The sequence below is a fragment of the Psychrosphaera sp. B3R10 genome, from assembly GCF_018861025.1.
Classification (GTDB): Bacteria; Pseudomonadota; Gammaproteobacteria; order Enterobacterales; family Alteromonadaceae; genus Psychrosphaera; species Psychrosphaera algicola.
The window spans coordinates 168,188-191,255 of record NZ_JAHKQH010000045.1 but is presented as its reverse complement, the minus strand read 5'-3'; the positions used below and the strand labels follow the sequence as shown (position 1 = coordinate 191,255).

Sequence of the window (23,068 nt, the reverse complement as noted above, 5' to 3'; positions counted from 1 at the left end):
TTGATTCACTCTTTGATTCACAATGACCTATGTTAGAAATAAATTTCTTATGGTTTTCCAAAATTTCTTCACCACTGGCATTACCGACCCATACGCCCGACCTAGATCCCGCAACTTCATTAATTATTTTTTTCATGCTATCGCCTCAATGTATTTATTACCGATTAATAAAACCTAACCACCAACAACTTTTAAACCTTTAGCGCCACCAGCTGCTAAACTCATGTTGCCATATGATGCCTCGTAGATATGATTGCTCCACCACTCCATAACAGGCCGTCTGCGTTCTAAGTAATCAGCGTGATTATATGCGCGTCTTACTGAGTTTTTGTCAGTGTGAGCTAATGCGGATTCGATGACATCAGGATCAAAACCTTGTTCATTTAATGTTGTACTAGCTAACGAACGCAAGCCATGAGCGACCAAACGGCCTTGAAAGCCTATTCGCCTAAGAGCTTTGTTAGTCGTTTCTGTGTTTACGTGCGTTTTAGAATCAATTTTTGACGGGAATAAATAAACTCGATGCCCACTTACCAGTTTTAACTGCTCCAATAGTTTTAAACAGTATGATGATAACGGTACCACATGGTCTTTTTTCATTTTCATTCGTTCACCGGATATAACCCACAACCCATTGCTAAAGTCGATTTCTTCCCATGTTGCCTTAGCCGCCTCGCTTGGCCTAACCATTGTGTGTAACTGCCACTCTAAGCAATATCGAGTTATTAAATTAAGATCACTACTATGGATTGCTTTCATTAGTTCTGGGAGTTCATCCGGCTTTAAAGTTGCCATGTTTGAACCCTTGGGAGATTTAAACGCATCACCAATTTGAGAAAGCCTATTGTGATCAACCATTCCGGTATTAACGGCAAAATTCATAACCCGATTTAATAATTGGCAGCACCGCTTAATAATTACAAATTTACCGGTTGTTACTAATGGACTAAAAACATCAATTACCTTTGTTGCTGTGAGTGTATGTACTGGATATTTACCCAGTTGATTAAATACATGGATTTCCAATGTTCTAATCACTTTTTCAGCGTACTTTGGTGTAACTTCGTCTTTAATTGTATCAAGCCACTGATTAGCGACATTTTCCAATGTGTTTAAGTGCTTACTTTTTTCGGTTTCGGTTGTTTCATCTCTGTGGGCTTTTGGATCAATTTGTTGGCTTAATAATTCTTTCGCATTTGCTCGCATCCCCCTAGCCGCACTTAAGGAAACTTCTGGATAACTTCCAAAGCTCATAGACTGACGTTTTTTAGTATAGGGATGATAATAATCCAATAGCCACGTTTTAGAACCGCTTGGCTTAACTCTTAACTGTAAGCCGTCACCATCAGACAATTTATACTGCTTGTCTTTTGGCTTTGCCTGTTTAACTTGCGTATTGGTAAGAGGGATAACTTTTTTAGCCATTTAGTAGTACCAGTTTTTTGTATTTTTGGGAGTACTACTAAGAGTACCACTAAAAATATGAATGAGACTGAACCCAATTGAACACGATAAAACGCTATACGTCAATAATACTAAGGGGTTTGAATTTGTTTGAATTGGTTAGAAAGGAAAGTTGGCGTCCCCACCGCGACTCGAACGCAGATCTAAAACTTAGGAGGTTCTTGTTTTATCCAGTTAAACTATGGGGACGTTGTGGGGAATTATATCCAAATATGACTTGAGTAAAAGGCTTTTGTTGAAAATATAAGTTGATGTTTTAGTTTGCTTTATCATTCACGTTGCAAAATTGACGGATATTGGTTTATCGGTAACCAATCTGCAGAAAAAAGGAGATGACACGCTATAGGTTTACCATTCCCATGTAATAAACTTGGGAGAATAATTTGTCATCACTCTTATTCTAAAAAATAGCATCACGCTTCGTATAACTCTAAAGGCAGTTTGTCTGGATCTTGGAAGAAGGTAAACCTTTTGCCCGTAAACTCGTCAACCCGTATTGCTTCAACTGGTATGCCTTTGTCTTCCAGTTCTTGTACAACAGCATCTAAATCATCAACAAAAAAAGCCAGATGACGCAAACCTTGAGCCTCTGGAAAACTTGGACGTTCAGGTCGATTTGAAAACGAAAACAATTCAATTTGCCCCCCATCTGGTAACGCTAAATCTAGTTTGTAAGATTGTCGTTCTTCTCGATAGTTTTCAGCAATGATATCCAATCCTAAAACTTTATTATAAAAGGTCTTGGACTTGTCGTAGTCACTGCAAATAATGGCAACATGGTGGATACGCTTTAACATTTTTAAACTCTTTGATGTTTAGATTTACGAAATAAACATTAATATTTACTATCGTAGTAGGTGAGTGAGTGCCAACTCTCTTAATTTTTTTAAAGTCCATCTAAGACCATTTTTTTTATGATCCGAGCTTTCACAAAGTGATCAAGTTTATGGGTTTGGATCCACCAAGTTGCAGCTTCCATTAACAATTCTGGGTTGTCATTTTTATTAGCAAAAAACGCGTAGAATGATAACCCCACGTTGTCGCCCTTTTGGCTAATTTTAGTATCACAAACATCAATTATTTTGGCTCTTAGGGTTTCGTTCATATACTGCTTTGGCTCTTTTATTAATTGTTTTATTTTTATGTTCAAGACGAATTGAGAATAATTGCAGTTACCTATTTGTGATAATGCTTATCGCGTAATACGACTCAATAGCGTCATTGGCATGCAATTCTATTTTGCATATTTACTTTTGAATAACCAAGTTACTTTTATTAGGTAAATCATCTCGGCCGTCAAATATAGACTGATTTGGGCTATATCCCTTAGTTAAATAGACTACCCAATATTCCACGTGCGGCGAGTGCCATTCGCGAATAAAGCCAACACCAATCTCGTCTTGCTCTAGATAAAACTGATGTTCACCTAATAAATGACTTCGGTGGGCCGATGAATTTTTAAATGCTTCCCAAACTTGCGCCGCGGTTTCGTATCCACCGGCTACAGCCTCTACCTGATTTGCATGGAACTGCACGCCGTAATAGTCCGGCAGTTGATAACCGCCATTGGATAAATGTGCGTTTGGGCTGCCACCAAGATTATGCTGAACAAGTCCAAATTCCTGCATCTTTTTCGCTTTTTCCATCGCCAATCTGGTAAGAAGTGGATTACAACGAATACGAGTTCTGTTTTGATCCTTGTCATTTACAATCAGGGTATAGAGTTGTTGCGCTTTTTCATTGTTACCACAATCTTCAACCGGTTTAGATTGAAGTTGAAGACTTGTAATAAACGTCAAGAAAAGTAAAACTTGAGTTATTAACCGAACGGGCTTGGACAATGCGGTGAGCCAGCTTAGGATTACTCTATTAAAACGATTAGTTGTATTAAATAATTGACCTAAAAACACGGATCTTCACCCGATAACCTAGACGCCAACCACTTGTTATATATCATTTGAATATATTCCACCTTCAGCAGGCTTTGTTGGCAGGTCATTACACAATTCACAATGCACACCTTTTCGCGTGTAATACAGCCGAGTTCCAATAAAAATTGCCGTGGAGACAGCCCCCCATGTTAACGCAAAAAGTATTGCCTGCTCAAAAACATGCCCTTTAGCTAGTTCGACCAATAACAGCAACATCGACACAATACTAAAAACCATTGCCGCACGTTTAAACCAAAATTTTATTCCCATAATATATTCTTTAATCACTTAATTTATTTAATATGAACTCGCCGTAAACGACTTAGCTGACACGGTTTGATACATCACCAATTGGTAATCCACTCGCCCAGCCTTTAGCCATCCCTTGAGCTACTGCGTTATAATCAGTTTGTTTACTCACAAGGTTACGTTGCTGACAATAAGCCTCATTAGGGTTAAATATAGACCTAGCGAGTTGACGACCGGTTTCAATTATCCCCGCCGTTTTTGTTCTACGAATATCGTTATACTGCCTAAACGCAAAAGTTATGTCGTTTGGGGAAGCCTTCAAGCATTTAGTTAAATGCCAAACGTCTTCTAAAGCCTGGCAAGCACCTTGTCCAGATGTTGGTAAAGGTGCATGAGCCGCATCACCTAACAGTACCACATTTGTTTTGTACCAAGTCGATATAGGATCGTGATCATGCACATAAATTTTGTTAATACTTGTTACAGGCGTTTCGTTTATCAAGGTTAAAATTGGCGTAGGCCAATCACTAAAATGATTGGCAAGCTCTTGCTTGAATAACTCTGGCTCTGTTTTTATATTTCTAAGGTCACTTACAAATGCGCCACCAGCCCAATAGGCAGACTTATCATTAATAGGCACGATACCAAAGCGCTGGCCGCAGCCCCAAAAATCAAGCACCTGCATTTGGTCAAATAGAGGCTGATTTCCCCTATAAACGCCAATCCAATTGATAAACTTTTGAAATACCGGCGTATTGTTTCCTGTCACAAATTGCCTAGCCGGAGAGTTCATTCGCCCTTCAGCGCCTATAATAAGGTCGGGCTTTATGACCATGCCATTATCAAAGGTAATTTGAGTTTTAAAGCCACTGGGCTGACTTGCAATTGCTGTAACTTGGTGGGCATATCGAATTGATATGTTAAGTTCTTGCGCACGCTCGGTGAGAATTAACATTAAATCACGACGCAAAATTGAATAACTTGGCAATGTCATGTGTTTATTAAGCTGGCTAACATCCAAGCTACCAAGCGGTTCGCCTGATGAAGAAAAACGAGACATTGCGGTTATCTTGCCGCCAAACATTTCAATCTTTTGTAAAACTCCCAGTGTTTCTAAAACAAAGATCGCGTTTGGCCAACAGACTATGCCAGCCCCCATTTCAGAAATGCTTTGGTGACGTTCATATATTGTCGGATTAAACCCGGCTTGTTTGAGCGAAATTGCAGCACTAATTCCACCGATACCTCCGCCTAAAATTGCGATATCCATTTCATTCCTCGGCATAAATTATTCTACTGAAATTGAGAGCAAACAACGCGCTTATTTGTATTGTTTATCCCCGTCATAATAGCTGTCATTCGGGGTATAACAAGCCTTAGCAATAAATCGTTACAAGTTAAGTTTTTGACATTGTCTTAATTGCGGGAATAGTTGGATTTGTGGGACTTTTAAGTATGGATACTTTAGACAAATGGCAATTGTGCGGAAACCTAAAATACAAAAGCCCAATCAAATAAGATTGGGCTAGTCACAACAGCATACGAAGAATGTGTTTAACAAGGCTCTGTTGCCACCTTAGGCTTATTCGACTGGCTTAGGTGATATGACAGTTGCTTCATCGTTTTGAGCACAGCGGCTTCCATAGCGTCATGTAAAGAATCACCAATGTTTTGTTCTTCTATCACATTAAGCGCTTCTCGAGTTGTCCCTCCTGGCGAGGCAACCATATCCTTTAGATAACTTGCATCAAATGCTTGTTCTGCCAATAAGGTAAGCGTGCCGCGTGTCGTTTGCCTCACGACTTCACTTACGTTTACATTAGTTAAGGCGTAGTGTTTAGCGGCCTGCTCTATTGCCTCCACCATAGCGTAATAATAAGCAGGTGCACTGCCTGCAATCCCAACCATATAAGCGAGTTCAACTTCACTTTCGACTTGATAAACTTTTCCAAGTTTTGACAACAACTGGGTTACTTCGGTCAAAAAATGTTGTTTTATCTTGCTGCCATAAAGTGCTATAGCCCCTTCATTAACAGAGACAGGGAGGTTTGGCATCATAGTAAATGTCGTTGGAAGGTTTTGTAGCCAATCACTAACTAAAACCCTAGGTACACCAGCGGCAGCAGAAATCACGATTTTGGTCTGTAGCTCTTGATACGTTAATCCCGCAACAATGTCATCACATGCGTTTTGTACGTTCGTTGGTTTTACGCAAATAAAGATAACATCAGATAGGCTCGCTACTTCGTTATTACACGTGGTAGCAGCTATCCCAAATTCTTTTTCGACTCGCACTTTAGACTCAACCGTGCGGGTCGAAGCAATAATTTGATTGGCAACGACACCTGACTTTAGAAAGCCTTGGATCATTGCTTTTGCCATTTTTCCGGCTCCGATAAACCCTATGCGTTTGGTCGCGAAGTTTCTATCAAATACCATACTAAACGCCAGTACCTCGCACTTGACCTTCGCCAGAAACAACAAACTTTTGGGTCACTAGAGATTCTATCCCCATCGGGCCATAAGCATGGAGTTTAGTGGTTGCAATACCAATTTCTGCACCTAAACCTAACTGACTGCCATCGGAAAAACGCGATGACGCATTAACCATACAGACTGACGCATCTACTGTTTTAATAAACGTATTAGCGCGGTCTTTATCTTCGGTAATGATCACTTCTGTGTGGTTGCTGCCGAATTGGTCAATGTGCGTGATAGCTTCAATTAACGACGGTACGGTACGTATGGCGATTTCTTTACGCAAGTATTCTTGGCCAAAGCTGTCTGGCGTTAACAAAGTTGGGCTCAAAAAGAACTTATGAGCACTTTCACAGGTATTTACTTTTACGCCATGTGATTCTAAAACTCGGGCTGCAACAGGTAAAAAGTCGTCTGCAATGTCTTTATGAACCAATAAACATTCAAGGGCATTACACACCCCTGTGCGCTGGGTTTTACCATTAATCAGAATGTTAATCGCTTTATCAAAGTCAGCATATTTGTCGACATATAAATGGCACACACCTTTGAAATGTTGAATAACAGGGATTAGGCTATGTTCGGACACAAACTTAACTAAGCCTTCGCCACCACGAGGGATAACCAAATCGATTGAATCTTTTTGTTTCATCAATGTTAACAGGTCTTCGCGGTCCGTGGACTCAACCAAAGTAACAAGGTTCTCTGGTAGTGCAAACTCAGCGAGTGTTAAACGAATGATCCCAGCAAATGCTAAATTGGTGTTCTTGGCTTCTTTGCCACCTTTCAAGATAGCGGCATTACCCGCTTTTAAACACATTAACGCGGCTTCTACGGTAACATTAGGACGTGCTTCGTAAATCATACAGATCACACCAAGCGGCACGCTCATCTTTGTCACTTCAAGCCCGTTTGGACGAGTAGAAAAGTGTTCAGTTTTACCGACTGGATCGTCCAGTTTAGTTAGCGTAACTAGATTACTGCATAGCTCATCTAGGCGATCTTCGGTTAGTGTCAGCCGGTCGATAAATGCATCATCAACGCCTTTTTCTTTAGCGCCAATAACATCGACAAAGTTGGCTTGTAAAATCATGTCTTTATTACTGCTAATTCTTGCCGCCACTTCCAAAATAAGACGATTTTTTACGTCTTCTGGCGTCAACATTAATACTTTTGATGCGCGTTTAGCGTTTCGAGCCATAGTCTCTATATTGTTCATTAAACTTCCTTAAGCAGTGTCATTTGGTCGCTTTCATATACAGAATCTAAATGGTTTAGCGACGACGAATCCTCCTGTTCTGTTAGGTAGGACATTAAACAACTACTGCAATTTGTGATTGCTTTCGCGAGAGATTTTCCATCTTCAGATTTAATAACAACAGTATCACCGGTATTAAAGTCACCATTTACTTCAAGCAATTGCTCGCTTGATAAACTAAGTAAACCGTCGATTACTGTTTTTTCACCAGCCTTATTTACAACAAGCTCGCCCTGGGCGCGTGTGGTGTATCTGAGCCAATGATCTTTGTCGTTGATTGGACTTTTTGATGGAAAGAAGATTGTTCCAGGGTTTTCGTTCCGTAACAGTGCAGGAAATGAATCCGCTTGTTCACCGTGAATAATGTAAGTCGCAATGCCGTTTGCAATGGCTTTCTCTGCCGCTTGAACTTTTGTTGCCATACCACCAGTACCAACTGAGTTAGTCGTACGCATATCTAAATTGCGTAAACTGTCAGTGATAGAACGGACCTCTGGGATGTGTTTGGCATCTGGGTTGTCTTTTGGATTTGCGGAATATAAACCGTCAACGTCGGTACATAAGATTAGTGCATCTGCGCCAACCGCCGCTGAAACCATAGCCGCTAAGTTATCGTTGTCGCCAACTTTTAGCTTATCAGTGGTAATAGTATCGTTCTCATTTACGATTGGTAAAATACCGTGTTTTAGGGTTTCGTCGATGGTTGACGACACACTTGCATAACGTTCAGGGTCTCGTAAGTCACCATGCGTCAGCAGAATTTGACAAGTCGCAAAATCAAACAACTTATCCCACGTTGAAACCATTTCAGCTTGACCCGCTGCGGCCATTGCTTTTTTCATTGTGATAGACACATCAGCACTATCAATTTTAGGAAAATGTCGTTTTCCTGCCGCAATAGACCCAGAGGAAACTAAAACAACCTCTATGCCTCGTTGGCGACAATCAATTATAAACTGAGCGATAGGAAATAATTTGTGAGGGCTACATCCACTTCCACTCGGCGCTATCAATGCACTACCCACTTTCAATACAACTCGTTTAAAACTAGAAAACAAAACAAAACTCCAAAAATATATTTAGTGAACTTATGTTTAGTATACTAACTATTAATTTTTAATCAACCTGAAATTACTTTTAGCACCTTATCTATAGCCCCCTAAAAGCTCCGAAAACAAGGCTATATAATGTTATGGCGGTTTATTTTCATTCGATATATATATTTCGTAAACTAATATTATAAACAAGAAACACTGGTGTTTACGCTTTTACAGGAAACATTTTATCTTCCACTACAACCCTGATGAGCCAATCCATTTCGTTTTTGCAGTTTGGACGTATTAAACAACAGAATATGTTTTAGGTAAGGTCGCGATATTTAAGCTTAGGATAAAGATGATAGCTACTGGGCATTGCAGTCAGCGGAAAGAGTATTGCTAAAACCATGCTGGTTTCTTGCGCTTAGCAAAACTAATTGATTGTAGTAAAATTATGTGCCTAACCCCGCCTCAACTAATATTGAGTACAGTTGCTGTGACGACTCGAGTAACCGACATTAATGGGTAAATACAAAAAAACCGCTCTAGTTAGAGCGGTTTTGTTCTTTAATACTGCAATGCAATCAATCTTTAGGTGCGTGAATTTCACCTAGATTAAGAATTGGTGCTGCATCGAGTTCACCTGCGTTCATCATACTTGCAACTCGCTGAACGCTTGATAACAACAATGTCTGCTCCCAAGGCTCAATGTTTTCAAACTTTTCAATAAACGTATCTTCCATTGCACGTGGCGCATCTTTTAATGTTTCCACGCCCAGGTCGGTCAAATATAAAGAAACTTTTCGGCGGTCTTCACTATCGCGTTTACGCACCAATAACTCCTTTGACTCTAAACGGTCTAAAATACTCGTTACCGTTGCTTGAGATAAGTTAATGCTGTCCGATACCTGCTTTGATGTCAGTCCTGGTAAAGCCGAAACTTCCTGCAAAACCAACAGTTGTGGGCCGGTGATCCCAACTGCTTTACTTAACTTCTTAGAACGCAAATCAATTGCGCGGATAATTTGCCGAATTGCGACTAACAACTCTTCATATTTTTCCAATGTACACCCGCCGTAATCTTAAAAATGCCGAACTCTACTCTGCTTCACAAATGTTGGCAACATAGAATCCACTAGCAATTATTTATTATTCAAATTATTTGACCACTAACTTAATGAATTTTTAGTTAGCTCAAATAACTCAGTTGTCTTTTCACATGGTACTTGTGTGCGTTTACTTACAATCACAATAACCAAGGAACTTATTAAAAATGCTGGTAACAGTTCATAAAACTCAGAGCTCAATGTTAGTCCATTTGGTAACAATGGAATATAACCCCAAATAAATACAGTAATAGCACCTGCTAATACGCCTGCAATTGCGCCTTGTTCAGTTAATTGCTTCCACCATAAACTGAATAGAATAACTGGACCAAATGCGGCACCAAAACCTGCCCAAGCACTAGAGACCAATTTAAGTACACCGCCTAATTCAGCAAGTGCAATAAGTGACGCTAAAGCAGCAACAACCACTACACAAGCACGGCTGATAATTAGTGATTTTTCAGGACTTACGTTTTCTGAAAAGTAAACTTTATAAAGATCTTCAACAAGCGAACTGGATGACACTAAAAGCTGTGAGGAAATCGTACTCATAATCGCCGCTAAAATTGCTGCTAATAACCAGCCAGCAACTAAAGGATGAAACAAAATTTGCGACAAATGAATGAATATCGTTTCAGGGTCACTCAATTGTGTACCAACAGATTTAATATACGCAGCACCGACAATACCGGTTAATAACGCCCCGATAATAGATACGATCATCCAATTTATACCAACTCTTCGAGCCTGTGGTAATTTTTTGTGACTGCTTATCGCCATAAATCGAACGATAATGTGTGGTTGCCCAAAGTAACCAAGCCCCCAGGTAAATAAACTAATGGAGGCAACAATTTCGAAATTGGCCTCTTTGGTTAACAACTCCCAAAACTGAGAACCAAAACTCGTTGACTGTGCCACTGTATCAATTGAGATAAATGCAACGTATGGCACTGCAATGAGGGCAATGAGCATAATAACCCCCTGTACAAAGTCGGTTAAGCTCACAGCCAAAAATCCGCCCATAACAGTATATGCGACTACAATTCCTACCGTTGCAAAAACCCCAAATGAATAAGATGTCGCAAATGCTGAGGAGAATAACTTGCCGCCGGCAACAAGGCCAGACGCCGTATATACGGTAAAGAATAGGATGATAACAACGCTCGCGATAAGTCGCAGGTGACTTTTGTCTTTCATAAATCGACGAGACATAAATTCAGGAATGGTTAAAGAATCATTAGCAAGCTCAGTGTAAACCCGCAGTTTTGGTGCAACAATGAGATAATTAACATAAGCACCTATCACCAAACCAATAGCCAACCAAATACTGCCAATGCCAGTGGTGTAAGCTGCGCCAGGTAATCCTAACAACATCCAGCCACTCATATCAGACGCACCTGCGGACAAAGCAGTGACGTTCGGGCCAACTTGTCTGCCCCCTAATAAATATTCACTGTTATTAGATGTGGATTGACGCATGGCATAAAAGCCTATTGCGATTAATAATACAAAATATAAAACTATAGAAACAACTGAATAATCTATCGACATAATCAACTTCATCGTGTGTTAAATACAAAGAAAGAATGTATAAACATTCTCTCTGGCGCAATCAATAATTAATTCGTCTACGAATTAATTTAACCATATAACCACTTTTGTGTAAGCCTGTCCAAATAATTGACAGCACTGCACAAACCTCTAAAAGCCATAGTGGGCACCACATAAACACCTATAATCAACCAAAAACAAAGATACCCAATATAATCCGGTGCTCTACTTAATCGCTTACCAGTAAACATGATTCCACCTCTAACTATTAGAACACTAAGTATTCTGGGCGAAATTAGTAATTATTTCAAGGTTACATAGACATTTAGTTAATTAGTAAGCTAATCAGTTCGGAAAAAACATATGAAAAAGGCAACAAAGATAAGGGTATTTAAGAGAACCAAGCGATGAGTTCGGTAGGGAATAGTAGAAAACAAATTATGATGAAGAGAGGTGTAGCACGATGAATTGTAAAATAATGCTTACTAAACGAAAGGTTTTCGAGGGGACAATCTCACGAACGACAATTCTATTCCAAATAAAATTGTCGAACGTGATGCTATGACTATAAAGATAAATTAAGCTGATTCAGCGGCTTTTTCTTGCTCACATAACTTACGCTGCTTTTCAACTTGTGGGCATTGCCAATCGTCTCCTGGATTAGGAACCCGCATCCATTTTGCAAATACCCAAATTGTCCAGTAGACCATAAACCCAGCCAAGATGGAGTCACTTAAGAAGTGACCTCCCTGCACAACTCGTATCATGCCAACGGCCGCGCCTATACCTAAACCGATGTAGAACCACTTACGTGAACCTAGTAACCACCCTAAGATCATAAAGTAGAAGCCCATTGCAGCATGACCACTGACAAATGAACAATTACGTTCACATTGGTCCGAGATTACCCACGCAGGAGAAAACGTCTTGTCACCACCAAACTCGACAACCGTTCTTGGACGAGCTCGGTCCCAATGATCTTTAAATACATTGTGGACAATTATACCTGGGCCAACTAATAAAGTGACTAAAGCAAATAAACACAAATGCCGACGGATTTTGCAATACACGTTTTTAATACTTAAAAGTAAAAATATAAACATGACTGGTAGCAATAACTTAGGCATATGCTTAAAGATATCGTAGGTTATTTGAACTAATTGGGTTTCATTCCAATAAAATCCATTTTGTTCATCGTAAAATTTACTTGAAACCCACAAGTCTACTTGCGGGAATAAATAGAAAAATAACGAAACTAAAACAAACGCCGTAAGTCCAAACCATGTTGATTTTGTTATTGTTTTTCTCGGTTCAACACATTCAGTTGCCGATTCCATCTGTTCACTCATAATGCACCTTTAGACAAAAAATCGCCTCTATTCTAAGGCGGAATTGCAAAGCTTCAAGTTATATATTTATGAAAAGTTCGAATATAGGGAAAACCCTTTTCCACTTCTGATCAAATTTCTGTATAATCCCGCGTCTTCATTTCTTGTACAAAATTTGTTCAAGTTGATATTTAATTGCAAAGCTCGGGTACATCTATTTATGCAATCTCAATCTACTGTTGCGACAAAAGCAGTCAAACCACCACAGGCCACCGTCCATAGTGACCAAATGTTGTGGGACTACCCAAAATTTTGGGCGGAATGTTTTGGTCCAGCGCCATTTTTACCAACAACTCGTGAAGAAATGGATTTACTAGGATGGGATTCCTGCGATGTAATTATTGTTACGGGTGACGCGTATGTCGACCATCCAAGTTTTGGTATGGCGGTTATCGGCCGAATGCTGGAATCTCAAGGGTTTCGCGTTGGGATCATCGACCAGCCAGACTGGACAAGTAAAAATGATTTCCAACGACTCGGTAAACCAAATCTGTATTTTGGGGTTACCGCCGGTAACATGGACTCAATGATCAACCGATATACATCGGACCGTAAATTACGCCATGATGATGCTTACACGCCAGACAATATAGGTGGTAAACGCCCAGACCGTGCAGTTACGGTTTATTCACAACGTTGTCGCGAAGCCTTTAAAGGTGTCCCGGTCATTGTTGGTGGAATAGAAGCAAGCTTACGCCGCATTAGTCACTACGATTATTGGTCAGACAAAGTACGCCGAAGTGTCATTTTTGATTCCAAAGCCGACATGTTGGTTTTTGGTAATGCCGAACGCCCGCTTGTTGAAGTCACGCATCGTTTATCTCGTGGTGAAGATATAAAAGATATTAGAGACGTTCGTGGCACCGCAATTATAACTAAAGATGCGTTACCAGATTGGCAAGGCATTGATTCGACACAAATCGACAAACCAGGGATCATCGACCCTCTCTATAGCCCTTATCAAGATTACGAGCCAAATACTTGTGGCAATAAAGATCAAGCCATAGAAGAAAGCGCAGTAGATAAAGACGCCAGCCAAGCGATTGTTGTACAACCATACGACAAGAAAAAAACCAAAGCGCAGTTAAGACGTCCATGGGACCGTGTTTACATTAAACTGCCAGCGTTTGAAGTTGTATCACAAAATCAAACTCTATATGCACATACCAACCGAATTTTGCATCAGGAAACCAATCCTGGTTGTGCTAAAGCGTTATTCCAACGTCACGGTGACCGAAGTGTTTGGATCAATCCACCAGCGTTTCCTTTAGAAACGGAAGAGATGGATTATGTTTTTGGAATGCCGTTTGCGCGTATCCCTCATCCAAAGTATGAAGGTAAAAAAATTCCAGCCTACGAAATGATAAAAACTTCAGTTAATATCATGCGTGGTTGTTACGGTGGTTGTACTTTCTGTTCAATTACCGAACATGAAGGTCGTATTATTCAAAGTCGTTCAGAAGATTCAATCATCAATGAAATTGAACAAATTCGAGATACGGTTCCAGGCTTTACTGGTGTCATCTCTGATTTAGGTGGCCCAACGGCCAACATGTATATGTTGCGTTGTAAAAGCGCTAAAGCCGAAGCAACATGTCGCCGTGCATCCTGTGTCTACCCCGATATTTGTAAGCACATGGACACCGACCACGAACCTACGATTAAATTGTATCAGCGAGCACGTGAATTACCGGGTGTGAAGAAAATTCTTATCGCCTCTGGTGTGCGTTATGACTTAGCGATCCAAGACCCACGTTACGTCAAGGAACTGGTTACTCATCACGTTGGTGGTTATCTAAAAATTGCGCCTGAACATACCGAAGAAGGTCCATTGTCTAAGATGATGAAACCGGGTATGGGCACCTACGACAAATTTAAAGAGTTGTTTGAAAAGTACTCGAAAGAGGCAGGAAAAGAGCAGTACCTTATTCCTTACTTTATCGCTGCGCACCCTGGTACAACTATTGACGATATGATCAACTTAGCCCTTTGGTTAAAAGAAAACAGATTCAGACTCGATCAAGTGCAAAACTTCTACCCATCGCCAATGGCGACGGCGACAACTATGTATCACACTGAAATTGATACACTGCATAAAGTTAAACGTCAAAACGATCTTGTTGCGATCCCTCGTGGCGAAAAAGAACGTCGTTTACATAAGGCTATTTTGCGTTATCACGATCCAAAAAACTGGAAAATGATCCGCCATGCCTTAAAAGACATGGGCCTGACTAAGTTAATCGGTCACGGTAAACAACACTTAGTGCCACCAGCATCCGCAGATGAAGAACGTATGTCTGCTAGCAAAGGTGGTCGTGGACAAAAAGCATTGTCTCGTCATACAGGGCTTGGCCAATTTAAACATGGCAAAAAACCAGCTCCTGCGTCATCGAGCCGCAATAATAGTGGTTCAACATCGACGTCGACAAAAAAACCAAAATCAAATACTAAAAACCGTACCCGGTAAGGAATCAATATGTCTGACGTAACTGCAGAATTTTTTAAAGAAGTAAAAGCCACCCAAATGTTATGGGGTTTACACGACAAAGCGAATGACGGATGGGTTGTTGCCGATTCTTCAAATTTTGAAAACGCAGAAACAATGCCGTTATGGTCTACAGAGTCTATGGCACAAAAATGTTGTGTTGATGAATGGTCTGATTTTGTCCCAACTCAAATTTCTGTTGCTGAATGGTTAGAGTTTTGGTTTGAGGAACTAAAAGAAGACGACATTTTAATCGGCTTAGACTGGGAAGATAATGGCCCATGCGAAGAATTAGAAGTTGTCGACTTTACGCAGGAAGTTGCTGAAATTGAAGCGCTATAAAATTGTTTGATATTTAAACAGTTAACACATTTGGTTTGGGTTAAATTTTCGTTTAACCCTGCCAAATTATCGCTTGTTTACTGCTGCTGATTTATTCAGCCACTCCTGTGCAAAACCTCTACAACCCTAGTCAAAATTAGCCATTGCCTCCACATTTTTAGCATTAACTATTTACTTTTTTCAAAAAATCTCTACAATGCGCGACTGTTTAAAAAATGTTCTTTAGTAATCTGTTCTGATGTTTGATGTAGAGCTCAAAGCGAAAGCTTGTATAAGACTCTGCGGCGTTGCCGTGTCTTCGAATATTCAGAATACTTACGTTCTTTCTACAAATAGGTGATTGTAAATGCAACCGATGTTAAACATCGCAGTCCGTGCTGCGCGTAATGCTGGTAAAATTATCGCTCGTGCGTTCGAGCAACTTGATATGGTTAAAGCTGAACTAAAAGGCTCTAATGACTTTGTAACTAATGTTGACAAGGAAGCAGAAGAAGCAATCATCCAAACTATCAAAGCCTCTTTCCCAGATCACTCATTCATTGCTGAAGAGAGTGGAATTACTGCAGGCGACGAAAAATATCAGTGGATCATCGACCCATTAGATGGCACAACAAACTTCATTAAAGGCATCCCTCACTTTGCCGTTTCTATTGCCCTTAAGGTTGATGGAAAATTAGAACAGGCCGTAATTTTAGATCCTATTCGTGGTGAAATGTTCACTGCATCGAAAGGTGCTGGCGCTCAATTAGACGGCAAACGCATTCGTGTTTCTAAAGCACGTGACCTTTCAGGTACGTTAATTGGAACAGGCTTTCCGTTCAAACAAAAACACCAACTTGATGCTTATCAAAACATCTTTGCTGACCTATTCCCACAAGTAGCGGATATGCGTCGTGCCGGTTCAGCTGCATTAGATTTGGCTTATGTCGCTGCAGGTCGTATGGAAGGTTTTTGGGAAATGGGCTTAAAGCCTTGGGATACAGCTGCCGGCCAATTAATCGCCATTGAAGCGGGTGCGGTAGTATCTGACTTTGAAGGTGGTAACAACTTCGACAAATCTGGCAATATCGTTGTCGCAACACCAAAAGTATTGGGCTCAATTTTAAAAACGATTCGTCCACACTTAAACGACGGTTTACGTTCTAAGTAATTACCGCTAATCCAAAACTCAAACGTTTTGGTTTAACTTATCAAGCCCGTTCAATGTAACGGGCTTTTTTATATCTGCATTTCGCTATCTTATACCAATCCTCCAACACAGATAAATCTCGCTAAAATTCGATACTAAAGAAAAAAACCTATATGGTTAAATTTTTTGTAACCTTTTGAACGATCCCATTGTCTTTAGATAAAACTCGAAATTTATGGATGTTATGCCTTTAAATACGGAATTTAACCAACTTGTCTCAAACGAGATACTAGAGCGCGCAAAAGTTGGTGATGAAGCTGCATTTAAAGCAATTTACGAACAATACAGCGGTATAGGTTATGGTATTGCACTGCGAATGGTAAAGCATCACGAGTTGGCTCAGGATGTTTTACAGGATGCATTTATCAATGTATTTCGCCATATAAAGCAATACCAAGGTGAACAGGTTTTTGTTGCATGGTTAAAAAGAATTGTGATTAACCAAGCAATTAACAAGCTTAAAGTACAAAACAAATTTAATTGCGAACTCCCCGAAGAGGATATTATCGAAACGACAAGTCTGTTTAACGAGAATTGGCTTAGTGCGGTTCGAGATATAAATTCTCTGTTAATGCGGGTTAATGACGAATACAGAACCGTTTTTATCCTTCACGAAATTGAAGGGTATAAACATAAAGAGATTGCTGAGTTATTGGATAAGTCAGTGAGTTACTCAAAAGTTGTCTTGATGCGTTGTTATCAGCAACTAAAAGTATTGGCAGAACAATGAAACATTTAACCGATTTACAACTTTTAGGATCCACAGGTGACGAGCCACATATTATGCAATGTGAGGAGTGTCTGTCTCGATTCAATAATTTGACTGCAATACGAAGTTCGTTTGCCAATTTGAACATGCAAACCGAGTTAACAACAAATATCGAAAATAAGCGCGCACCTAGTTGGGACGATTTTCAACGGGCCCAAAATCCAACTTCAAATGTCACTAAATTAAAATTACAACCCAAATGGTTTGCCATGGCCGCGAGCATTTTATTTGCAACTTCAGTATATTTTTTGATGCCCGAAAATAACACGATAGACAGAGAGACAAGCCTTTTGATAGATCAAAATACTGAATTACAAAAGCAAATGGCAAGGCAGTATGATTATAGTGAAACCGCTCAGATTAATCATAATTTGATGTTATTAGACAGTCAGATCCAAAACGCATATTTAAGTCAAAGTAATAAAGTTGTTATTCACGATTTGTGGCGTCAACGAAAATCTGAAATCGAAAGGATTTTAGCTAAAACCACTTCGCCTGCCACAATGAAGATATAGGGATTGTTATGTCTTATGTAAAAGTTATTTTATTTATCTCAGCACTTATCTCAAGTGGCTCGCTACTAGCGAATAAAAATGTTGAAGGACAGCCATTCAGTGATGACGAAACAAATTCATTATCACCTGAGTCAGCAAAATTATTAGCGCAATTAAAGCAAACCACAACTGAAACTATTTTACGGGTTAAAAACATTGAGGCGCAAAGAGGTAATTCATTAAGTGATTTTGAACAGTTATTGTCTTCAGAACCCACACGTATTAGTGATCTAGGCTTAGTGCTCGATGTTCAAAGTAACGACAACTACTTTCATATAGTCGGTATCACCCCAGGTAGCGTAGCGGAAAAATTGGGACTCAATTCCGGCGATAAACTATTTTTCCTCGATGATATTCCAGCCCATAGAAGCCAACTTACTGCCTTCTCTTCTTTTGTTCGTAGTTTCACCGACAAACAAAGTATCAAATTAGACGTACAGCAAGGTGGCGAGCGAAAAACCTTAACAGCCGTGTTAAGTGTCACTGATATTCCTGGCTTCACCCTAAAATTAGACAACTTAGAAGATCAATGTGGGCGTATATACACGATCCCAAAAGCCAGAAGCGACAGAACGTTTTTTCCGTTAGAACTGCGCCGTATCGATGGTAAAACGACCCAAAACTTCAGCGGTCAAATCGTTTCCACTATGGGTATTATTTCAAAGCAAAACGGGGCCCTAAACTCTGTAAGACTAAAAGCTGGCCGTCATAAACTTCTATTTAAATCTGAACCCGCAGCAAGATATACAAAAAAGCGTCCGATGTTTAAAACCCTTCATGAAAAAAAGGAATTCACGCTTGATGTTCTACCAAACAAAAATTATCTGCTCGCGGCTGAAATGATTAACGATAATAAAGAATGGCAAATTAGTGTATTAGAAGTCTCGGATGCAAATTGCGAACTAAAGTGGCATGACGATTAACAGAACTGACACATCGTATTTAACGTAATGAATGCAAGTAAATAAACAAGGAGCTTGAAATGAAAAAATTATTTATCGTTTTTTTGATTTTTTTTAATCCAACAATCTTTGCCAATCAAATGGAAGAATGTCTTGATGCTGAGTGTGTGACTTACTTTAAAGAGTTTAGGCAGTATGCTAAACGTGGTTACGCTGATGCAATGTACGCCTTAGGAGATATGTATTGGGTAGGATACGGCACGAAAAAAGATCCCTCCAGCGCGATAAAAACTTATCGTCGGGCTGCAAAATTTGGTTCGTCCTTAGCGCAGTTCAAACTTGGTTATATCTACCTTACCGACAAAGAAAATTTTGATTACGATGAGTCTTTAAAATACTTTAAAAAGGCAGCCCGCAATGGCAGTGGGCAATCTTCATTTATCCTCGGTGTTATTTACTATCGTGGCCAATTAGGTGAAAAATCACTTTCAGATGCTGACAAATGGCTAACTAAAGCCTATGAACAGAATAACAAGCAGGTTAGGGAATTTATCGAGCATATCTATTTAAAAGGGGAAGTTAATGCCGACAACTTACCTGATGTATACGAGATCATCACAAATTTAGCTAAGGAAACAGAAGCCAATACGGAGCAACAAGTCGTTGCGAAAAAATCGAATGGCGCCATTCAAAATAAGACATCTGACAGCATCGAAACTCAGCAGGCTCCAAACTCAAAAGCCAAGAGAAAATCTACGTTTCGTTGGCCTGAAGACGATGGCACAGAGGTCATAACCGTTCGCGCACCATCGTTAATTGAAATATTTGATTATGAGATTCAGCGCTTTTCTCATATCTCACCTGAAAAATATCGAGTTAATACCGGCTCTAAAATATTTAGCCAAACCTGTGAACGAAATTTAACTTGCACAGGTATGAGTATTAGCCAATACCAAATATTGGCAGGCGAACTCAATGATATCGCTTTGTCCGCTATTATGGGCAGCGGTGGATAACCTTTTATCATATTTATTTGTAACCAATAACCGTCGAGTATTGTCTTTAATAATGAAGTTAACAATAAACATTGGCTGTTAGGGAAAGTGTTGACAGCCCTTATTTGAAAATTCTAGTTCGTCATTTTTATGAATAAGAGGAATACACATGAAACACATCATAATCGCAACATGCCTAATAGCAGCTGGAGCGTCTTTCTCTGGCACAGTTTTCGCTGACCAACAATGTGGTCAAATTACGGTAAAAAACATTACGAAAGAATCACAATCCATCTACCCTGCTTTTATTTACAAAGTCGATGGTAAAAATATTATGGGCCAAAGACAAACAATGAACTTACCTGTCGGGACTCATGAAATCGAACTGAAGGAAATGATAGATGATCAAACGGTTCGACGTTTTAGACAACTCAATGGCACGAGCGAAGCGAAAACATTAACCTTAAATGTGAGCGCGGATAAAAAATATGCCTTAGCCTCAAAGTTTAACCGGGATGCAAAATCACAGATAAGAACGGGACAACACTGGACACCTGTTGTTTGGAAGGAATATGACAAGTCATGTGAATTTAGTTGGCATGACAGTAAAGCTTAACCCATAGCTTGATCACTTCTTACCCTAACAAAGCGACAATACAAAAGGGCTGTATTAATAATACAGCCCTTTTAAATTTATAATGGAGCGCTAAAACGCTGTTCAATTATCTAGATCAATCTGCAATACGTCTGGTGAAACAAGGTTCATTTGGCTTAGACAAGTCCGCGTTATATTCATAACCATCCATGTCAAACTTAAGTAAATTTTCAAGGTCTTTAATTTGGTTTTTAATCAAATACTGAACCATCATGCCCCGGGCTTTTTTAGCAAAAAAGCTGATCATTTTATACTGACCATTTTTCCAATCTTTAAACATTGGCGTTACTAATGGCACACTTAGTTGTTTCTTTTTCACCGATTTGAAGTATTCGGTAGACGCCAGGTTCACCACAAAATTAGAATCAGTTACCGCAATTTGTTCATTAATTTTGTTGGTGATTATCTCGCCCCAAAATTCATACAAGTTTTTACCGCGAGGATTTGCTAAGCGGGTCCCCATTTCAAGTCGGTAAGGTTGCATTAGGTCAAGCGGTCTTAAGATCCCGTAAAGGCCAGATAAGATGCGTAAATGCGACTGGGCATAGTCAAATTCTTGTTGATTAAATTTAGTTGCCTCAAGGCCACTATAAACGTCACCGTTAAACGCTAAAACGGCTTGTTTCGCATTCTCAGTGGTAAAATCTGGGTGCCATTGTGTAAACCGAGCTGCATTTAACCCAGCCAATTTGTCGCTGATGTGCATAAGCGAGCTCAAACCCTGTGGCGTTAATTTAACACAGACTTTTGCTAACTCTTGAGCGTCATCCATCAACTCGGGTAAAGTGAACTCTGCAATAGCAGGTGGTGTTTCATAATCTAAATTTTTAGCGGGGGAAATTAAATACAACATATCTCAACATCAATTACTGCAATAAACTGCAACTAGTTTACCAAATTAACGCCCACGCACTAACATAAAAAAGCGATGACGTTGATTTGTCCCTACGATGACATTGTTAACCCACTTTGAGGACCTTTAAATATGCTTAGGCAATTGTCATCCAAACGGACATATGTGTTATCGCGACAACCATAGTTACACCAGCCCGGAGACTTGCATACCACTGTGGATAACTTTTCACTAATTGGGTTTTATTTTCTATTTGCCAAATGACTAAAAACAGCAACGCTGAAACAAAAATTGCCACTTTAGGCAGTAAAAACAAAGTTCCCCAACCGGCAAGTGCAATCATTATGCTGCCCCATAACAGTCCAGATCTAACCACATGGCGTTTATCAGTCGAAAGATCTGCGATAAAACCCAAAGGCCATAATGCCCCAGCCATAAAACTTAAAATAACGATGCTATAAAAGCGGAAAATAACCAAGGCATCAATTTTAAATGGATTCAGTTGTGGAAACCAAACACAAAAGGTAAAGAAAACAAAAGGGAGTACCCCTGCAAAGGTGATAATGCGCACTTGAGAGTTCAGGCTATTTTGACTATTTTGTTGTAATGATTCGGTCATATTTGTTCAATATTCTAATTGCAAGGAATTTCAGCGGTTACCTTAATAGAATTCCGTTATTTCACAAGAAAAATCATAATAACAGAATTACCTGTTGTACTTGTACAATAGCGTCACAGTTTGTAATTTACCTACAGGTAAATGTGAATTCCACTTGATGAAAGACTGTTTTTTGTAATAAAGTTACAGAACTACAAAATCCAATCTGCAATTAGATAAACACCAAATATTCAGTTAATTTTAGGAGCCAAAAATGGCAAGTGTATTACAGCAATTAAGAGAAATGACAACTGTCGTCGCAGATACGGGTGAAATCGAAGCGATAAAAAAATTCCAACCAGTCGACGCCACGACAAACCCTTCTTTATTGTTAAAAGCGGCTCAGATCCCAGAGTACGTGAGTTATTTAGATGAAGCAGTAAGCTATGCAAAAAGCCAATCTAATGATCCTAAGCAACAGTTAGATGATGCGGGTGACAAGCTAGCCGTATTAATCGGTAAAGAAATCAGTGCCGTTATCCCAGGTCGTATATCAACTGAAGTAGATGCTCGTCTTTCATTTGACACTGCAGCGACTATTGCTAAAGCACACAAGTTAATTAAATTATACGAAGAGTCTGGCATTTCTAAAGACCGCGTACTAATTAAAGTTGCGTCAACATGGGAAGGCATTAAAGCTGCTGAGCAATTAGAGCAGGAAGGCATTCAATGTAACCTAACATTATTGTTTAGTTTTGCCCAAGCTCGTGCGTGTGCAGAAGCTGGCGTTTACTTAATTTCACCATTTGTTGGCCGTATCTTAGATTGGTATAAAGCCAACACGGACCAAAAAGAATACACCGGTGAAACTGATCCAGGTGTTATTTCAGTTCGTTCAATTTATCAATATTACAAACAACACGGTTATCAAACTGTCGTTATGGGCGCGAGTTTCCGTAACACCGATGAAATCAAGGCACTTGCTGGTTGTGACCGTTTAACAATCGCACCTGCATTACTTGACGAACTTGAACAAGAAATTCAACCATTAGAAAGAAAACTAACGTTTTCTGGTGAAGTTCAAGCTAAACCTGAAAAACTAACAGAGGCGCAATTCCGTTGGGATCATAACGAAGATCCAATGGCTACGCTAAAATTAGCTGAAGGCATAAGCAACTTCGCCAAAGACCAAGTTAAGCTTGAAGCATTATTACAAGCTAAACTATAAAATTAAACGCGACCTTTTAGGTCGCGTTTCTACTAC

23 protein-coding genes and 1 tRNA gene are annotated in these 23,068 nt (G+C 39.7%); 9 read left to right on the top strand and 15 right to left on the bottom strand.

The features are described from left to right. Positions 1-174 precede the first annotated feature (174 nt). From KO525_RS18630 to KO525_RS18570, 13 genes are all read right to left on the bottom strand, one after another. Positions 175-1,425: an integrase domain-containing protein gene (locus tag KO525_RS18630; RefSeq protein ID WP_215965343.1), complete on the bottom strand. Its 1,251-nt coding sequence runs from the start codon at positions 1,423-1,425 to the stop codon at positions 175-177. A gap of 152 nt (positions 1,426-1,577) precedes the next feature. Continuing rightward, a tRNA-Arg gene (locus KO525_RS18625) sits at positions 1,578-1,653 on the bottom strand. A 224-nt stretch (positions 1,654-1,877) separates the two neighbouring features. Then, positions 1,878-2,261 (bottom strand): VOC family protein, encoded by a 384-nt coding sequence (locus KO525_RS18620; RefSeq protein WP_215965342.1) that lies wholly within the window; start codon positions 2,259-2,261, stop codon positions 1,878-1,880. Positions 2,262-2,350: 89 nt separating this feature from the next. Further along, entirely contained in the window at positions 2,351-2,569 is a 219-nt protein-coding gene (locus KO525_RS18615; RefSeq protein ID WP_215965341.1) for a DUF6500 family protein, read from the bottom strand. A gap of 142 nt (positions 2,570-2,711) precedes the next feature. Next, a complete protein-coding gene (locus tag KO525_RS18610; RefSeq protein WP_215965340.1) occupies positions 2,712-3,263 on the bottom strand; it encodes a CAP domain-containing protein in 552 nt (183 codons plus the stop codon). Between the two features lie 147 nt (positions 3,264-3,410). After that, on the bottom strand, positions 3,411-3,665 hold the full coding sequence (locus KO525_RS18605) for a hypothetical protein (RefSeq protein ID WP_215965339.1): 255 nt from the start codon (positions 3,663-3,665) through the stop codon (positions 3,411-3,413). A gap of 52 nt (positions 3,666-3,717) precedes the next feature. Further along, complete coding sequence (locus tag KO525_RS18600; protein WP_215965338.1) at positions 3,718-4,914, bottom strand: NAD(P)/FAD-dependent oxidoreductase; 1,197 nt, start codon at positions 4,912-4,914, stop codon at positions 3,718-3,720. 284 nt (positions 4,915-5,198) lie between these two features. Next, positions 5,199-6,083: a pyrroline-5-carboxylate reductase gene (locus KO525_RS18595; RefSeq protein ID WP_215965337.1), complete on the bottom strand. Its 885-nt coding sequence runs from the start codon at positions 6,081-6,083 to the stop codon at positions 5,199-5,201. 1 nt (position 6,084) lies between these two features. Further along, positions 6,085-7,341 (bottom strand): glutamate-5-semialdehyde dehydrogenase, encoded by a 1,257-nt coding sequence (locus tag KO525_RS18590; protein ID WP_215965336.1) that lies wholly within the window; start codon positions 7,339-7,341, stop codon positions 6,085-6,087. After that, complete coding sequence (proB, locus tag KO525_RS18585) at positions 7,341-8,438, bottom strand: glutamate 5-kinase (protein WP_215965335.1); 1,098 nt, start codon at positions 8,436-8,438, stop codon at positions 7,341-7,343. The genes KO525_RS18590 and proB overlap by 1 nt, the downstream gene beginning before the upstream one ends. A 563-nt stretch (positions 8,439-9,001) precedes the next feature. Beyond that, positions 9,002-9,481, bottom strand: a complete 480-nt coding sequence (locus tag KO525_RS18580) for a MarR family winged helix-turn-helix transcriptional regulator (RefSeq protein WP_215965334.1) — start codon at positions 9,479-9,481, stop codon at positions 9,002-9,004. 105 nt (positions 9,482-9,586) lie between these two features. Further along, positions 9,587-11,074: a sodium/proline symporter PutP gene (gene putP, locus KO525_RS18575; RefSeq protein ID WP_215965333.1), complete on the bottom strand. Its 1,488-nt coding sequence runs from the start codon at positions 11,072-11,074 to the stop codon at positions 9,587-9,589. 578 nt (positions 11,075-11,652) lie between these two features. Continuing rightward, entirely contained in the window at positions 11,653-12,423 is a 771-nt protein-coding gene (locus KO525_RS18570; protein ID WP_215965332.1) for a phosphatase PAP2 family protein, read from the bottom strand. A 343-nt stretch (positions 12,424-12,766) separates the two neighbouring features. Between KO525_RS18570 and KO525_RS18565 the strand changes: the two genes are divergently transcribed. The 8 genes from KO525_RS18565 to KO525_RS18530 all read left to right on the top strand — a co-directional run bounded on the left by KO525_RS18565 (position 12,767) and on the right by KO525_RS18530 (position 20,314). Beyond that, positions 12,767-14,929, top strand: coding sequence for a YgiQ family radical SAM protein (locus tag KO525_RS18565; RefSeq protein ID WP_371744441.1), 2,163 nt, complete (start codon positions 12,767-12,769; stop codon positions 14,927-14,929). Between the two features lie 9 nt (positions 14,930-14,938). Next, positions 14,939-15,289 carry a DUF2750 domain-containing protein gene (locus KO525_RS18560; protein WP_215965330.1) on the top strand — a complete coding sequence of 117 codons (351 nt, stop codon included), beginning with the start codon at positions 14,939-14,941 and terminating at the stop codon, positions 15,287-15,289. 346 nt (positions 15,290-15,635) lie between these two features. Further along, positions 15,636-16,439, top strand: a complete 804-nt coding sequence (suhB, locus tag KO525_RS18555) for an inositol-1-monophosphatase (RefSeq protein WP_215965329.1) — start codon at positions 15,636-15,638, stop codon at positions 16,437-16,439. Between the two features lie 223 nt (positions 16,440-16,662). Further along, entirely contained in the window at positions 16,663-17,208 is a 546-nt protein-coding gene (locus tag KO525_RS18550) for an RNA polymerase sigma factor (RefSeq protein WP_215965328.1), read from the top strand. Further along, positions 17,205-17,762: a hypothetical protein gene (locus tag KO525_RS18545; RefSeq protein WP_215965327.1), complete on the top strand. Its 558-nt coding sequence runs from the start codon at positions 17,205-17,207 to the stop codon at positions 17,760-17,762. The genes KO525_RS18550 and KO525_RS18545 overlap by 4 nt, the downstream gene beginning before the upstream one ends. Before the next feature lie 8 nt (positions 17,763-17,770). Then, positions 17,771-18,724 (top strand): hypothetical protein, encoded by a 954-nt coding sequence (locus tag KO525_RS18540; protein WP_215965326.1) that lies wholly within the window; start codon positions 17,771-17,773, stop codon positions 18,722-18,724. Between the two features lie 59 nt (positions 18,725-18,783). Further along, positions 18,784-19,719, top strand: coding sequence for a tetratricopeptide repeat protein (locus KO525_RS18535; protein WP_215965325.1), 936 nt, complete (start codon positions 18,784-18,786; stop codon positions 19,717-19,719). Positions 19,720-19,867: 148 nt separating this feature from the next. Continuing rightward, on the top strand, positions 19,868-20,314 hold the full coding sequence (locus tag KO525_RS18530) for a hypothetical protein (protein ID WP_215965324.1): 447 nt from the start codon (positions 19,868-19,870) through the stop codon (positions 20,312-20,314). 115 nt (positions 20,315-20,429) lie between these two features. Here KO525_RS18530 and yaaA read toward each other — a convergent pair whose 3' ends face one another. Continuing rightward, on the bottom strand, positions 20,430-21,206 hold the full coding sequence (yaaA, locus tag KO525_RS18525) for a peroxide stress protein YaaA (RefSeq protein ID WP_215965323.1): 777 nt from the start codon (positions 21,204-21,206) through the stop codon (positions 20,430-20,432). 136 nt (positions 21,207-21,342) lie between these two features. Continuing rightward, positions 21,343-21,825, bottom strand: a complete 483-nt coding sequence (locus KO525_RS18520) for a DUF3429 domain-containing protein (RefSeq protein ID WP_215965322.1) — start codon at positions 21,823-21,825, stop codon at positions 21,343-21,345. A gap of 253 nt (positions 21,826-22,078) precedes the next feature. On the opposite strand from KO525_RS18520, the gene tal reads away from it, so the two are divergent. Then, the gene (gene tal / locus KO525_RS18515; RefSeq protein ID WP_215965321.1) at positions 22,079-23,032 is read left to right on the top strand and encodes a transaldolase; all 954 of its coding nucleotides are present in this window, start codon (positions 22,079-22,081) and stop codon (positions 23,030-23,032) included. The last annotated feature ends 36 nt before the right edge of the window (positions 23,033-23,068 follow it).

Excerpts from the sequence above, each read along its gene's own strand:
- KO525_RS18630 (WP_215965343.1), bottom strand. The coding sequence starts at position 1,425 with ATGGCTAAAAAAGTTATCCCTCTTACCAATACGCAAGTTAAACAGGCA.
- KO525_RS18620 (WP_215965342.1), bottom strand. The coding sequence starts at position 2,261 with ATGTTAAAGCGTATCCACCATGTTGCCATTATTTGCAGTGACTACGAC.
- KO525_RS18615 (WP_215965341.1), bottom strand. The coding sequence starts at position 2,569 with ATGAACGAAACCCTAAGAGCCAAAATAATTGATGTTTGTGATACTAAA.
- KO525_RS18605 (WP_215965339.1), bottom strand. The coding sequence starts at position 3,665 with ATGGGAATAAAATTTTGGTTTAAACGTGCGGCAATGGTTTTTAGTATT.
- KO525_RS18600 (WP_215965338.1), bottom strand. The coding sequence starts at position 4,914 with ATGGATATCGCAATTTTAGGCGGAGGTATCGGTGGAATTAGTGCTGCA.
- KO525_RS18595 (WP_215965337.1), bottom strand. The coding sequence starts at position 6,083 with ATGGTATTTGATAGAAACTTCGCGACCAAACGCATAGGGTTTATCGGA.
- KO525_RS18590 (WP_215965336.1), bottom strand. The coding sequence starts at position 7,341 with ATGAACAATATAGAGACTATGGCTCGAAACGCTAAACGCGCATCAAAA.
- putP (WP_215965333.1), bottom strand. The coding sequence starts at position 11,074 with ATGTCGATAGATTATTCAGTTGTTTCTATAGTTTTATATTTTGTATTA.
- KO525_RS18570 (WP_215965332.1), bottom strand. The coding sequence starts at position 12,423 with ATGAGTGAACAGATGGAATCGGCAACTGAATGTGTTGAACCGAGAAAA.
- KO525_RS18565 (WP_371744441.1), top strand. The coding sequence starts at position 12,767 with ATGGATTTACTAGGATGGGATTCCTGCGATGTAATTATTGTTACGGGT.
- KO525_RS18560 (WP_215965330.1), top strand. The coding sequence starts at position 14,939 with ATGTCTGACGTAACTGCAGAATTTTTTAAAGAAGTAAAAGCCACCCAA.
- suhB (WP_215965329.1), top strand. The coding sequence starts at position 15,636 with ATGCAACCGATGTTAAACATCGCAGTCCGTGCTGCGCGTAATGCTGGT.
- KO525_RS18550 (WP_215965328.1), top strand. The coding sequence starts at position 16,663 with ATGCCTTTAAATACGGAATTTAACCAACTTGTCTCAAACGAGATACTA.
- KO525_RS18545 (WP_215965327.1), top strand. The coding sequence starts at position 17,205 with ATGAAACATTTAACCGATTTACAACTTTTAGGATCCACAGGTGACGAG.
- KO525_RS18540 (WP_215965326.1), top strand. The coding sequence starts at position 17,771 with ATGTCTTATGTAAAAGTTATTTTATTTATCTCAGCACTTATCTCAAGT.
- KO525_RS18535 (WP_215965325.1), top strand. The coding sequence starts at position 18,784 with ATGAAAAAATTATTTATCGTTTTTTTGATTTTTTTTAATCCAACAATC.
- KO525_RS18530 (WP_215965324.1), top strand. The coding sequence starts at position 19,868 with ATGAAACACATCATAATCGCAACATGCCTAATAGCAGCTGGAGCGTCT.
- yaaA (WP_215965323.1), bottom strand. The coding sequence starts at position 21,206 with ATGTTGTATTTAATTTCCCCCGCTAAAAATTTAGATTATGAAACACCA.
- KO525_RS18520 (WP_215965322.1), bottom strand. The coding sequence starts at position 21,825 with ATGACCGAATCATTACAACAAAATAGTCAAAATAGCCTGAACTCTCAA.
- tal (WP_215965321.1), top strand. The coding sequence starts at position 22,079 with ATGGCAAGTGTATTACAGCAATTAAGAGAAATGACAACTGTCGTCGCA.